Annotated in this window: 13 protein-coding genes; 9 read left to right on the forward strand and 4 right to left on the reverse strand. The window is 72.0% G+C overall.

Annotated elements, in window-relative coordinates; all coding sequences use genetic code 11:
• The first annotated feature begins 62 nt into the window (after nucleotides 1–62).
• Together FH608_RS32280 and FH608_RS32285 are read left to right on the forward strand one after the other, a co-directional pair.
• Complete coding sequence (locus tag FH608_RS32280) at nucleotides 63–869, forward strand: hypothetical protein (RefSeq protein ID WP_139637194.1); 807 nt, start codon at nucleotides 63–65, stop codon at nucleotides 867–869.
• Entirely contained in the window at nucleotides 866–1,420 is a 555-nt protein-coding gene (locus FH608_RS32285) for a DNA-3-methyladenine glycosylase I (protein WP_139637195.1), read from the forward strand. Before FH608_RS32280 ends, FH608_RS32285 begins: the two co-directional genes overlap by 4 nt.
• Nucleotides 1,421–1,430: 10 nt before the next feature.
• On the opposite strand, the gene FH608_RS32290 is transcribed toward FH608_RS32285, so the two are convergent.
• Nucleotides 1,431–2,207: an enoyl-CoA hydratase-related protein gene (locus tag FH608_RS32290; RefSeq protein WP_139637196.1), complete on the reverse strand. Its 777-nt coding sequence runs from the start codon at nucleotides 2,205–2,207 to the stop codon at nucleotides 1,431–1,433.
• Entirely contained in the window at nucleotides 2,204–2,980 is a 777-nt protein-coding gene (locus FH608_RS32295) for a PaaX family transcriptional regulator (RefSeq protein ID WP_139637197.1), read from the reverse strand. Before FH608_RS32295 ends, FH608_RS32290 begins: the two co-directional genes overlap by 4 nt.
• Before the next feature lie 181 nt (nucleotides 2,981–3,161).
• On the opposite strand from FH608_RS32295, the gene FH608_RS32300 reads away from it, so the two are divergent.
• Nucleotides 3,162–3,329 (forward strand): DUF3117 domain-containing protein, encoded by a 168-nt coding sequence (locus FH608_RS32300; RefSeq protein WP_020545024.1) that lies wholly within the window; start codon nucleotides 3,162–3,164, stop codon nucleotides 3,327–3,329.
• A 79-nt stretch (nucleotides 3,330–3,408) separates the two neighbouring features.
• Nucleotides 3,409–4,812 carry a leucyl aminopeptidase gene (locus FH608_RS32305; protein ID WP_139637198.1) on the forward strand — a complete coding sequence of 468 codons (1,404 nt, stop codon included), beginning with the start codon at nucleotides 3,409–3,411 and terminating at the stop codon, nucleotides 4,810–4,812.
• A gap of 120 nt (nucleotides 4,813–4,932) precedes the next feature.
• On the opposite strand, the gene FH608_RS32310 is transcribed toward FH608_RS32305, so the two are convergent.
• Nucleotides 4,933–5,571 carry an O-methyltransferase gene (locus FH608_RS32310; protein ID WP_139637199.1) on the reverse strand — a complete coding sequence of 213 codons (639 nt, stop codon included), beginning with the start codon at nucleotides 5,569–5,571 and terminating at the stop codon, nucleotides 4,933–4,935.
• 173 nt (nucleotides 5,572–5,744) lie between these two features.
• Here FH608_RS32310 and sigE point away from each other — a divergent pair, with 173 nt between their 5' ends.
• From sigE to FH608_RS32330, 4 genes are all read left to right on the forward strand, one after another.
• Nucleotides 5,745–6,377 carry an RNA polymerase sigma factor SigE gene (sigE, locus tag FH608_RS32315; protein ID WP_139637200.1) on the forward strand — a complete coding sequence of 211 codons (633 nt, stop codon included), beginning with the start codon at nucleotides 5,745–5,747 and terminating at the stop codon, nucleotides 6,375–6,377.
• Entirely contained in the window at nucleotides 6,377–6,901 is a 525-nt protein-coding gene (locus tag FH608_RS32320) for an anti-sigma factor family protein (protein WP_139637201.1), read from the forward strand. The genes sigE and FH608_RS32320 overlap by 1 nt, the downstream gene beginning before the upstream one ends.
• Nucleotides 6,902–7,069: 168 nt before the next feature.
• Nucleotides 7,070–9,040: a trypsin-like peptidase domain-containing protein gene (locus FH608_RS32325; protein ID WP_139637202.1), complete on the forward strand. Its 1,971-nt coding sequence runs from the start codon at nucleotides 7,070–7,072 to the stop codon at nucleotides 9,038–9,040.
• Nucleotides 9,041–9,514: 474 nt separating this feature from the next.
• Nucleotides 9,515–9,862: a sec-independent translocase gene (locus FH608_RS32330; protein WP_394367714.1), complete on the forward strand. Its 348-nt coding sequence runs from the start codon at nucleotides 9,515–9,517 to the stop codon at nucleotides 9,860–9,862.
• A 26-nt stretch (nucleotides 9,863–9,888) separates the two neighbouring features.
• Here FH608_RS32330 and FH608_RS32335 read toward each other — a convergent pair whose 3' ends face one another.
• Complete coding sequence (locus FH608_RS32335) at nucleotides 9,889–10,827, reverse strand: AraC family transcriptional regulator (RefSeq protein WP_139637204.1); 939 nt, start codon at nucleotides 10,825–10,827, stop codon at nucleotides 9,889–9,891.
• Between the two features lie 60 nt (nucleotides 10,828–10,887).
• Between FH608_RS32335 and FH608_RS32340 the strand changes: the two genes are divergently transcribed.
• On the forward strand, nucleotides 10,888–11,820 hold the full coding sequence (locus FH608_RS32340; RefSeq protein ID WP_139637205.1) for an SDR family NAD(P)-dependent oxidoreductase: 933 nt from the start codon (nucleotides 10,888–10,890) through the stop codon (nucleotides 11,818–11,820).
• The last annotated feature ends 270 nt before the right edge of the window (nucleotides 11,821–12,090 follow it).

Here is a 12,090-nt window from a genome sequence, read left to right on the forward strand (position 1 = left end):
CTCACCGCCGCAGAATTCGCTTGCTGGGGCAAGTGCCGCGATGGTGTGAGTACGATGCCAATGTGCTGGTCATCCTCGCCATCGCCGCCATCGCCATCCTGGCCTGCGTGGTCCTGGTCTCCCTCGGCAGGGGCGGTGAGCTGAGCGAGTTCCCGCCCGATGTGCCGCCTCTCGACCTGCCCGAACCCGGGCAGCTCACGGCGGTCGACTTCATGGCGCTCCAACTTCCGGTCAACCTGGTGGGCTACCACACGGCGAGCGTCGACGAGACCCTGCGCAGGGCCGCCAACGCGATCAGCGCGCGTGACACGCGCATCGCGGTGCTGGAGCAGCGGGTCTCGGAGCTGCTGTCCAGCCGGTTGCACGCGCGCCAGGAGGTCTACGCCGCGCCGGGCGCCGGGCTCCGTACGGACCACGCGCCCGAGGCGCCGGCCGTCGCCCGCGAGCTGCCGGAGTCGGGTGACCCGGTGACGTCCAGCGGCGCCACGATCTCCTGGGACGGCACCGCCGAGCTGCGGCACCCGCCGGAGGACCCGGAGTGGCGCATCCCGCCGTCCGACGGCGCCGTGGCTCCCGCCGCGCCGTCCGACGGCGCCGCGGCCCCCGCCGTGGACCCGGTGGTCGAGGAGCCCGCCGCCGTCAAGCCGGAGCCTCCCGCCCTGGATCCCACGGACGAGGAGCCCGCCGAGGCCGAAGCCGCTGTGGACGCCTCCTCCGGCCCCGAGGCTCCTGCGGAGGAGCAGGCCGACGCGGAGCCTGTCGCCGTCGAGGACCCGGACGAGACCGGCCGGTCCGACGGCGAGGTCAGGTCCGGGGCGGCGGACGCCGTGCACGCCGCCCCGGCGAAGGACGGGAGCGAGCGCCCATGACCGAGCCGATCCGCTGCACCTGGACGGGCATGGCGACGGACCCCATGTACATCGCCTACCACGACGAGGAGTGGGGCCGCCCGCTGACCGGCGACGACGAGGTGTTCGAGCGGGTGGCGCTGGAGGCGTTCCAGTCGGGCCTGTCGTGGCTGACGATCCTGCGCAAGCGGGAGAACTTCCGGGCCGCCTTCGACGGCTTCTCCATCCCCAAGGTCGCCGCCTACACCGAGCAGGACGTGGAGCGCCTGCTCGGCGACGCGGGCATCGTGCGCAACCGGGCCAAGATCGAGGCGGCGATCAACAACGCCAGGGCCGCCATGGACCTGCCCGACGGCCTGTCCGACCTGGTGTGGCGGCACGCCGACCCGGACGCGCCGGTGCCGAGGACGATGGCCGACGTGCCCGCGACGACGCCGGGCTCCAAGGCGCTGGCCAAGGAGCTGAAGAAGCACGGCTTCAGGTTCGTCGGCCCGACCACCGCCTACGCGCTGATGCAGGCCATCGGCCTGGTCAACGACCACATCGAGGGCTGCGTGGCCCGGAGCCGCTGAGCCGGGGCCCTCACTCGGCGCTGAACGTGGGGCGCTCCTTGGCGAGGAAGGCGCGGGTGGCGCTCTGGTGGTCCCGGGTGGCGGCGCACGCGTCCTGGATCTCGGCCTCCAACGCCAGCGAGTCGGGCAGCGTGTGCGTCGCGGCATACGCCAGGGCCCGCTTGGTGGCCGCGTAGGCCAGGGTGGGGCCCTGCGCCAGCCGTACGGCCAGCTCCTGGGCGGTCTTCAGCACGTCGTCAGGCGGCACCACGCGCGTGACCAGCCCCAGCTCCAGCGCCCGGGCGGCGTCGAGCGGCTCGCCGAGTAGCAGGAGCTCCGTGGCGCGGCCCCGGCCGACGAGACGCTGCAGCGTCCACGAGGCGCCCGAGTCGGGCGCCAGCCCGATGCCGGCGAACGCCAGCGCGAACTTCGCCTTCTCCGAGGCGATCCGCAGGTCGCACGCGAAGGCCAGGGACGCGCCCGCGCCGGCCGCCACGCCGTTGACCGCCGCCACCACCGGCTTGGGCATGGTGGTGATCAGCTCCACGATCGGGTTGTAGTGGCGGCGCACGGTGTCGTCCAGGCCGCGCCCCGCCTCCAGGTTGGCGGCGTGCTCGCGCAGGTCCTGGCCCGCGCAGAAGGCCCGGCCTGAGCCGGTGAGCAGCACCGCCCGGATCGCGGGGTCGCCCGCCGCGCGGCGCAGCGCGTCGAGCAGGGCGGTCTTGGTCTCGGCGGTCAGCGAGTTCATCGCGTCCGGGCGGTCGAGCGTGATGGTGGCGACGGCGTCGGCCACGTCATAGCGGATCAAGTCAGCTCCCTGTCGACGAACGCGGCGGCTGCGGGCAGCAGCCGGGCGGCCTCCTGCTCGAAGTAGGCCCTGGCCTTCTCGCCCGGCCAGCCGGCGGGCAGCAGCTCGGCCGGCAGGCCGGGGTCGCGGAACAGGAAGTTGCGCCAGCCGTGCACGAGCCTGCTCCTGGTCGCGAACACCCGGTCCGCCGGGGCCCCTTCGGGCAGCCTGCTGATCAGCGTGACAGCCTCGGCGAGCCATCGCTCATACGCCTCGCCGATGGCGTCCAGATCCCAGGCCCTGGCCACGAGCTCACGCGGATCGCCCTCCAGCGCCGCGTCGAACCGGTCGGCCCGCACGCCCTCGCCCTCCAGCAGGTTGTCCAGCTCGATCGACGAGCGTGGACCGATCCACGTCGTCTCCGACAGCGACGCGTACCCGAGGAACGCCAGATCGGCCCTGAGCCGCTCCCTGCGCTGGCGCTCCCTGACCGCCTCGAAGACGATCATGTGCCACCTTCCCTGCCAGGTCAACGTCCCAGGTCGGTAAATTCTCAAGGCCGCTTCGTCCAGCCGCCTGACGCACTTCGGCGTGAGCCCGTAGCCCGCGCCCTGGGGCAGCCGGACCGGTCGCAGCCACCCCTGGCGGACCATGCGGGAGACGGCGGTGCGGACGGCCGGAGCCGCGATTTCCAGGGGCTTCATGAGCCTGACGAGCGCGGCGACGGACGCCTGCCCACCGCGCGAGCGCAGGTGGTCTCCGTACAGGTCGAACAGAGCGGCGCGAGCGTGCACGACGTCCAGTTTGGACGTCAACGCACGCCTCGACAACGCATTCTGGGAGGAGATCGTTACCCATGAGCGCTCTCGATGCGGGAGAATAGGACATCACAGAAGACGTGAATGCGCCGACCACCCCCGATGGGCGGTCGGAAATCGCGGGCCGCGGGAGCCCAAGGCAGGAAGGGATGCACGCATGGCGGCGATGAAGCCGCGGACCGGCGATGGTCCGCTCGAGGTCACCAAGGAAGGGCGCGGCATTGTCATGCGGGTCCCCCTGGAGGGTGGCGGCCGGCTCGTCGTGGAGATTTCCGCCGACGAGGCCAAGGCGCTCGGCGAGGCGTTGAAGAACGTCGTCGGCTGAAAAGCTCCCGACAGACTGTTTGACCCACGACCCTGGCGTAGTCCGGCGCCAGGGTCGCTGACGTTCGAGGAGAGAATCCGTGCCCATTGAGACCACTGCGTCGGTGGTCGCCGAGGTCCCCGACGGCGCCGAACTGCTGGCCGTCCCCTACGCCTCCGACCTCAGCCCCGAGGTGGAGCTGCACCTGCCGGTGCCCGACCTGCTGGCCCACTACGAGGCCAAGGGCGAGGCCGGGGAGATCGTCGAGGTGCCCGTGGCGCGGGCCGGCGGCGTGGGCCGGGTCCTGCTCTACGGTGTGGGCGACGGCTCGCCGCGGGCCCTGCGCAAGGCCGGCGCCGCGCTGGCCCGCAGGGCCAAGGGGAGAGACACGCTGACCGTGGTGACCCCGGAGGGCGACGTGGAGGCCCTGGCCGAGGGGGCGCTGCTGGCGGCGTACTCGTTCAGGATCGGCAAAGAGGGCAGGAAGCCGGTGCGGGCGCTGGCGTTCGCGGGCGCCGACGCGGAGCCCGTGCGGCGCGCGCAGGTCGTGGCCCAGGCGGTGGCGCTGGCGCGCGACCTCGCCAACACGCCCTCGTCGGTGAAGAACCCGGCCTGGCTGGCCGAGCGGGCCGCCGAGCGCGGGCTGCCCGTGCGGGTCTGGGACGAGGAGCAGCTCCAGGCCGACGGGTTCGGCGGCATCACCGCCGTGGGCAAGGGCTCGGCCAGCCCGCCCAGGCTCATCCAGCTCTCCTACACCCCCGCACAGCCCACCGACCGGCACGTGGTGCTGGTGGGCAAGGGGATCACGTTCGACTCGGGCGGCCTGTCGCTCAAGCCGACCGAGAACATGAAGACCCAGAAGACCGACATGGCGGGCGGCGCGGTCGTCATCGCCGTGCTCGGCGCGCTGGCGGAGCTGGGCGCCCCCGTACGCGTCACCGGGCTGATCGCCGCGGCCGAGAACATGCCGTCCGGCACCGCGCAGCGGCCCAGCGACGTGATCAAGCACTACGGCGGCCGTACGGTCGAGGTGCTCAACACCGACGCCGAGGGGCGGCTCGTGCTGGCCGACGCCCTCGCCTACGCCGACGCCGAGCTCGACCCCGACGCGGTCGTCGACATCGCCACGCTCACCGGGGCCATCACGGTGGCGCTCGGCCGCAACGTCGGCGCCGTCTACTCCTCCGACGACGTGCTCGCCAAGCAGCTGATCGACGCCGGGGAGGCGGGCGACGACCGGCTGTGGCGGATGCCGCTCATCGACGACTACACGCCCGCGCTGGAGTCGCCGATCGCCGACCTGACCAACGTCGAGTCCGGGTCCAGGTTCGGGGCCGGGTCGATCACGGCGGCGCTGTTCCTGCGGGAGTTCGCGGGGCGGCGGCCGTGGGCGCACCTCGACATCGCCGGGGTCGGGCGCAGCACCGTCGACGAGGGCGTGCTGAGCAAGGGCGCCACGGGGTTCGGCGTACGCGTCCTGCTGGAGTGGCTCACCCGCGCCTGAGCCCCGCCTGCCCGCCTCTGACCGCGCCTGAGTTCCCGCCCTGAGCCTTGCCTCCTGAGCCCCAGCCTCATCCCCTGAGCCGCGCCGGAGCGGCTCAGGGAGGGCTCGGCCCGGCCGCGTCTAGTCGGCGATCTTGACTGCGGCGAGGAGGCCGTCGCCGAGCGGCATGAGCACCGAGCGGAGCCGTTCGTCCGACTGCACCAGCTTGCCCACCTCGCGCAGCGCCACCGTGTCGGTGTCGCGCTGGGCGGGGTCGGCCACCCGGTTGTGCCACAGCATGTTGTCGAACGCCACGATGCCGCCCACGCGGAGCAGGCGCACCGCCTCCGCAAGGTAGTCGGCGTACTCCTGCTTCGCGCCGTCCGCGAACACCATGTCGTAGCCGCCGTCCGACAGCCGCGGCAGCACGTCGAGCGCGCGGCCCGAGATGAGACGCACCCGGCCGCCGGAGAAGCCCGCCTCGGCGAACGCCAGCCTGGCCAGCCTCTGGTGCTCGGGCTCCACGTCGACGCTCGTCAACGTGCCGTCCGTGCGCATGCCCCGGAGCAGCCACAGGCCGGAGACGCCGCAGCCCGTGCCGATCTCGACGACGGACTTGGCGTTGGCGACCGTGGCGAGGAAGCACAGCGCCGCCCCGCCGCCGGGAAGGATGGGTGTCGCCCCCATCTCCAGCCCGCGCTGCCGCGCCGCATACAGGATGTCGTCTTCCTGATGGAACTGCTCCGCATAGGCCAGAGTGGCCTCCACCGGATGGGTCATCGGCCGCCTCCCCCCACTTTCGTGCGATTGGTCCACGAGATTGGCACCGATCGCAGCCTAGGGGAGACACGCCGGGACGGGAACTCAGGAGGGCTCTGAGGCGTTGCAGGTTTAAACGGGCTTTGCCGGTCCGGAAGGCAGGCAGTGCGCACGAAGGGACGAAACCAGGCACTATGGCGGTAGCGGTGGTCCCAGAGAGAGGAGTTCTGGTGGACGAAAGCGACCACCAGGCGGATACTCCCGTGTCGTCCGAATGGACTCCACCCACATGGGAGGAGGTCGTGCGGACTCACTCCGCGCGCGTGTATCGGCTGGCATACCGTCTGACCGGCAACGTCCACGATGCGGAAGACCTGACCCAGGAGGTCTTCGTCCGGGTCTTCAGATCGTTGTCGAGCTACACCCCCGGCACGTTCGAGGGGTGGCTGCACCGGATCACGACGAACCTGTTCCTCGACATGGCGCGCCGCAAGCAGCGCATCAGGTTCGAGGGGCTGGCCGACGACGCCGCGGAGCGGCTGCGCGGCCGGGAGCCGTCTCCGGCGCAGGCGTTCGACGACGCCCACCTGGAGCCCGACATCCAGGCCGCCCTCGACGCTCTCGCACCGGAGTTCCGGGCCGCGATCGTGCTGTGCGACATCGAGGGTCTGTCATACGAGGAGATCGCGGCCACGCTCGGCGTCAAGCTGGGTACGGTCCGAAGCCGTATTCACCGAGGCCGGGCGCAGTTGCGGGAAGCACTCGATCATCGAGCCCCCCGTAATTCCCAACTCCCCCCGCCCGTGATCCGTGGGGAGGAATTCTGATGGCTCATCTTGGAGAACGCGTATCCGCGCTCGTGGACGGCGAGCTCAACCACACCGAACGCGAACGCGCGCTGGCTCACTTGACTTTCTGCGCTGACTGCAGGCGTGAGGTCGAGTCGATGCGGGCGCTGAAGTCGCGTCTGCGTGCGCTGGAGGGGCCGGCGATGCCGGCCGACCTGACGATGTCCCTGCTCCGGATGGCGGAGCCGGGAGGGCCGCTGCCGCCGAGGGAGCGCCCTTTCCCGTCCCGCACCTTCGGCGGGGTGCCCATTCCTGGCCCGCACAGCATCGCGCCGCTGGACAACCGCCCGCGCAGGGACGCCACCGGTGGGGGCTCGGGCCCTGGCCGAGGGGGTAGGCGACGCTCGACGTACGTGGCGGTCGGGGTGGTCTCGGCGGCTGTCGCGCTCGGCACCTTCTTCGCGGCCACCGGGGTCGGGCAGAACAACCCGGCTCCGCCGGTGGAGCTGTTCCAGCAGCCGCGCACCTCGCCGTCCGGAGGTCCCTCGACGGCCACGCCTTGACCTGCGGCTGGGTCCGCGAGGCTTGGACTTGGCGTATTCGGCACTACTTGGGGCATACGATCTGAGTTCGGGATTTGTCACAAGCGATTCGTGACGAATGCTTTATGACACTCGTATGCCGCAAGAGCGACGATCGCGGTGGCCGAGCCGAGGAGTGGTGAGACTTAGATGACCGACGAGACGCGCCCCACCGAAGGACGCACGCCGTCGGACTACCCCGAACCACAGGGGCGGCCGGACTTCCTGCCCGCGGACGACCCCTCCCAACCGGCGGGCGAGCCGCCGGGACAACCGGACGGCCGCGCAGAACCGCCCGCCTCGTTCGGCACCTCGTGGGGCGCCCCATCGGGCAGTTCGTGGGGCGACCCGTCCGGCACCTCGTGGGGTGACCCGTCGGGTCGCCCCTCTTCAGGTGTGCCGCCGTACGGCGCCCCCTCCTTCACCAACCCGCCCCCCGCCACCAATGGTCCTTACGGGCCGCCGTCGTCCGGCGGAAGCGGGCCCTACGCGGCCACGTCCTCCGGCGGCACCGGGCCTGACGCGCCGCCTTCCCCGGGAGAAAGCGGGCCGTACGCGGCCCCACCGCCGGGCGGGAGCGCACCGAACTTCTCAGGTGGCGGCTCACCCGAGAACCCGCCGCCCGGCGGGACCGGCGCGTTCGAGAGCCCTTCACCTGGAAGGGCCGGCGCGTTCGAGAACCCGTCGCCCGGCGGGACCGGCGCGTTCGAGAGCCCTTCTCCCGGGAGGACCGGTTCCTTCGAGAACCCGTCATTTCATCGGACCGGAGCCTTCGAGAGCCCGTCGTTCGTCGGCCCGGACAACGGGGGGAACGGGACGCGCGCCTATGAGGCCCCGCTGTTCGGCGGGCCGCCGCCCGGACCCACCGGCCCGTTCCGTCCTCCCGGCCACGGAGGCGGGACGCCACCGCAACCGCCGCGCCAGGCGTTCCCCATGGGCGCCGGCTGGGCACCACCGCCGCCCCAGGGCGCGCACGCCTTCACGCCCGGTTTCAGGCGCGCTCCGAGCAGCGGGTTCCTCATCTCGACGGCCGTGGTCATCGCGCTGGTGGCCTCGCTGCTCGGCAGCGTCGGCACGTACCTGCTGACCAGGCCGAGCGGCGCTAACGACCCCTCCTACAGCCTCGGCCCCCCGCCGACCGGCGCGACCGCCCGTGACCCCGGTTCGGTGGCGGGCGTGGCGGCGCGGGTGCTGCCCAGCGTGGTCTCGATCGAGGCCGGCACCGCCACCGAGGGCGCGTCGGGATCCGGCTTCCTGATCAAGAACGGCTACGTGGTGACCAACAACCACGTCGTCTCCCTGGCCGCCGACGGCGGCGAGATCCGGATCATGTTCAACAACCGGAAGACCACCTCGGCCCGCATCGTGGGCCGCGACCCCGGCTCCGACCTGGCCGTGATCAAGCCGGAGGAGACGTTCGGGACGCCGGAGGTCACCCTCGGCAACTCCGACCAGGTCGTGGTCGGCGACCCGGTCATCGCGATCGGCTCCCCGCTGGGCCTGACGGGCACCGTGACGACCGGCATCGTGAGCTCCCTCAACCGCCCGGTCATCGCGGGCGACGAGACCGGCACCAGCTCGGAAGAGCCCGCGTACATCAGCGCCATCCAGACCGACGCCGCCATCAACCCCGGCAATTCCGGCGGACCGCTGGTGAACGGCAAGGGCGAGGTCGTCGGCGTGAACTCCGCCATCGCCACCCTCGGCCGCTCGGAGGCCAACCAGAGCGGCAGCATCGGCCTGGGCTTCGCGATCCCGGTCAACCAGACGCGGCGCGTCGCCGAGGAACTGATCACCACCGGCAAGGCCAAGCGCCCCAAGATCGGCATCGTTCTGGACCGGGACTACCGGGGCCAGGGCGTGCGCATCGCCTCGGGAGCCATCGGCGGACGCCAGCCTGTGGACGCCAACGGGCCCGCCGACAAGGCCGGCCTCAAGGCGGGCGACGTGATCCTGGAGATCGACGGGCTGGCCCTGCAGGACGGGAACGAGCTGATCGCCCTGATCCGCAGCAAGGCGCCCGGGTCCAAGATCACGGTCAAGTACCAGCGCGCCGGCCAGGAACACACCGCCACCCTCACCGTCGCCGCCGACGACACTCCCACTCCTACGCCTTCTTGATTCTTCTTGTTGTTTTACGGCTGCGCACGGTGGGCGCCACCCGCCGACCTCGGTGACCGGCCCTCCAGGGTGACGCTCACCGGCTTCCCCGGCGCGCCGCCGTAACGGCGCATGCTTGACCGGCCGGGTGGTCGACACCCGGCCCGTCATGCGTGCTCGTCATGTACGCGCTCCTCACGCATGTGCCCGCCTCGCGCATGCCCGCTGTCCACGGGGCCGCGCAGCCGCCGACCGCACACTCACGGACCCACGCTTGGCTGTTGTCCGCGTGCTCACCGCGTCATCGGTGGTCGCGAAGATCATCGAGTGGGTCGTGTGGGCGGGGGTGGGGTGGCGTTAGGGGGAAATGTCGGTAATTGGGTCGAGGGGGGCGACCGAGCTGTCCATGTGAGCCCTTAGTCTGTGGGATAGGCCGGGGGAGTCCTCGGAGAGGTTGGACTGCGGTAGGAGCTCACGGTGTTCGGACTCGGGTGGATGGAGATCGGAGCGCTGGTCGTCCTCGCGCTGCTCGTCTTCGGTCCCGACAAGCTGCCTCAGGTCGCCTCGCAGGCGGGCAAGACGCTGCGCAACCTGCGCCGGATGGCCAACAACGCGCGTGACGACCTGCGCGCCGGTCTGGGCCCGGAGTACGCCAACTTCGACCCCGCCGACCTCAACCCGCGCAACTTCGTCCGCAAGCACCTTCTCGACGACATCGAGAACGACTGGAACGGCAGCAAGCCCGGTGAGCTGGAACCCGCCACCACGGCCCCGCCCACCCCGGAGCCGGTCAACGAGCTCGGCTACGGCGAGATCCCCCCTTACGACTCCGAAGCGACCTGACGCCCTCGGATCCGCCCGGCCGGGGCTCACCGATCGACTGATCGGAGCCGGCGGCGGTAATCGCGCGGGGACGTCCCCGTGATCCGCTTGAACGCGCTGCTCAGCGCGCTCTCCGAGCCGTAGCCCACCTCACGGGCGATCGCCGCCACCGTGTCGTCGCCGCGGCGCAGGCGGTCGGTGGCGAGTTCCATGCGCCAGCCGGTCAGGTATTCGAGCGGCCCCTGCCCGACCACGTGCTTGAACCGGGCGGCCAGCGTCGACCGGGACACCGCCGCGACCCCGGCCAGCTCGGCCACCGTCCAGGCGTGGGCCGGACGGCCGTGCATGGCCCGCAGCGCGGGGGCCACGACCGGGTCGGCGAGCCCGGCGAGCCAGCCGGACGCCTCGCCCGTCCCGGCACCGGCCAGATGCAGCCGCAGCAGGTGGATCAGCATGACCAGGGCGAGGTGCTCGGCGACCAGGGTCGAGGCGAGCGGCCGGTCGCGCAGCTCGGCGTCGATCTGGTCGAGCGCCCAGCGCACGGTCGCGGCCTCGGCGGTGCGGCCGGGCACGTGGATCACCGGCGGCAGCACGTCGAGCAGCAGCTCCTTGGCCCGCTCGCCGAAGTCGAACCGGCCGCCGATGAGGGCCACGTCCTCGTCGGCGCCCACCCGCGCGACCCCGTCGGTGGCCGCGAGGAAGACCGGGCCGGCCGGGACCGGCCGCACCCCCGGACCGCTGGCCAGCGTGAAGGCGCGCGGCTGGGTGAGCAGGAAGCAGTCGCCCTCGGCCAGCTCGATCGGCCCCGGCACGCCTTCGACGGTGAGCAGGCAGCGGCCGCGGCGCACCGCGTTGAACTTGACCGCCGGCGGCGGCTCGAACGACATCGCCCACTCGCCGCCCGCCACCAGCCCGATGGACAGGTGGCCGGTCGTGCCGACGAGGGCGAGCACCTCTTCGAGGGGATCGGCTTGCTGGACGTCCACGCAACTATGGTGGACCCTGAACCATTCCGCGTCCAAACCACGGTCCCTACCGTTGTGGCTATGACACGCATCAGCACCCCGTTCAGCGCCAAGACCACGGCCGCCGAGATCCTCACCGGCGTGGACCTCTCCGGGCGGCGGATCATCGTCACCGGCGGCGCCTCCGGGATCGGAGCGGAGACCGTCCGGGCCCTGCGGGGCGCGGGGGCCGAGGTCACCGTGGCGACCCGCAACCCCGGCGACGGCCGGCGAGCTCTGGACCTGAGCGACCTCGGCTCGGTCCGCGCGTTCGTGGCCGGCTGGTCCGGGCCGGTTCACGCGATCGTGGCGAACGCCGGGATCATGGCGCTGCCCACGCGCCAGGTGGCCGCCAACGGCTGGGAGCTGCAGCTGGCGACGAACTTCCTCGGCCATTTCGCGCTGATCACCGGCCTGCACGAGAACCTGCGGCAGGCCGGCGACGCCAGGGTGGTCATGGTGAGCTCCGGCGCCCAGCTGCGCGCGCCGTTCGACTTCGACGACCCGCACTTCGAGCGCCGTCCGTATGACCCGTGGGACGCGTATGCGCAGTCGAAGACGGCTGACGTGCTGCTCGCGGTCGGGATCGCCGGCCGCTGGGCCGCCGACGGCATCACCGCGAACGCACTCGAACCCGGCTACATCCACACCAACCTTCAGCGACACCTCGACGAGGCCACCATGCGGGCATTCGGCGCGATGGACGATGAGGGCAACCTGCTGACCCCGGACTACTACAAGTCCCCGGAGCAGGGCGCGGCCACCTCGGTGCTGCTGGCCGCGTCCCCGCTGCTGGACGGCGTGACGGGCCGGTTCTTCTCCTCCGCCAACCAGGAGGCCGAGCTGGTGCAGGGCGGCCCCGACGCGACCACGGGCGTGGCGGCCTGGTCGATGGACCCGTCCGCCGCGGACCGCCTCTGGGACTACGCGCTCGCAGCGACGGCGAACGCACACGAGGCCTCAAACGCCTCGTAGCGCCGGCTGACCGAAGGCCCCTGTAACGGGTCCACCCCCAGCCGTCAAGCGCTCACGCAGCCCTCTGAGGCCCCCCGGCGCCCTCTCCCGGAGGGGCGCACCGGTCAAGCATGCGCCGTTACGGCAGCCCGCCAGGGAGGTCGGTGAGTGTCACACCCTGCCGGGCCACCCAGCCGGTCAAGGTTGCGCCGTTACGGCGGCGCGCCGGTGAGGCTGGTGAGCGTCACCCTGGAGGGTCGGTCACCCATGTCGGCGGGTGGCGCCCACCGT

The sequence above is a fragment of the Nonomuraea phyllanthi genome (assembly GCF_006334985.2).
Classification (GTDB): Bacteria; Actinomycetota; Actinomycetes; order Streptosporangiales; family Streptosporangiaceae; genus Nonomuraea; species Nonomuraea phyllanthi.

What these genes read in the sequence shown, in the direction of transcription:
- FH608_RS32285 (WP_139637195.1), top strand. Translation starts at nt 866, where the DNA reads ATGACCGAGCCGATCCGCTGCACCTGGACGGGCATGGCGACGGACCCC.
- FH608_RS32300 (WP_020545024.1), top strand. Translation starts at nt 3,162, where the DNA reads ATGGCGGCGATGAAGCCGCGGACCGGCGATGGTCCGCTCGAGGTCACC.
- FH608_RS32310 (WP_139637199.1), bottom strand. Translation starts at nt 5,571, where the DNA reads ATGACCCATCCGGTGGAGGCCACTCTGGCCTATGCGGAGCAGTTCCAT.
- sigE (WP_139637200.1), top strand. Translation starts at nt 5,745, where the DNA reads ATGGCGGTAGCGGTGGTCCCAGAGAGAGGAGTTCTGGTGGACGAAAGC.
- FH608_RS32320 (WP_139637201.1), top strand. Translation starts at nt 6,377, where the DNA reads ATGGCTCATCTTGGAGAACGCGTATCCGCGCTCGTGGACGGCGAGCTC.
- FH608_RS32325 (WP_139637202.1), top strand. Translation starts at nt 7,070, where the DNA reads ATGACCGACGAGACGCGCCCCACCGAAGGACGCACGCCGTCGGACTAC.
- FH608_RS32330 (WP_394367714.1), top strand. Translation starts at nt 9,515, where the DNA reads ATGGAGATCGGAGCGCTGGTCGTCCTCGCGCTGCTCGTCTTCGGTCCC.
- FH608_RS32340 (WP_139637205.1), top strand. Translation starts at nt 10,888, where the DNA reads ATGACACGCATCAGCACCCCGTTCAGCGCCAAGACCACGGCCGCCGAG.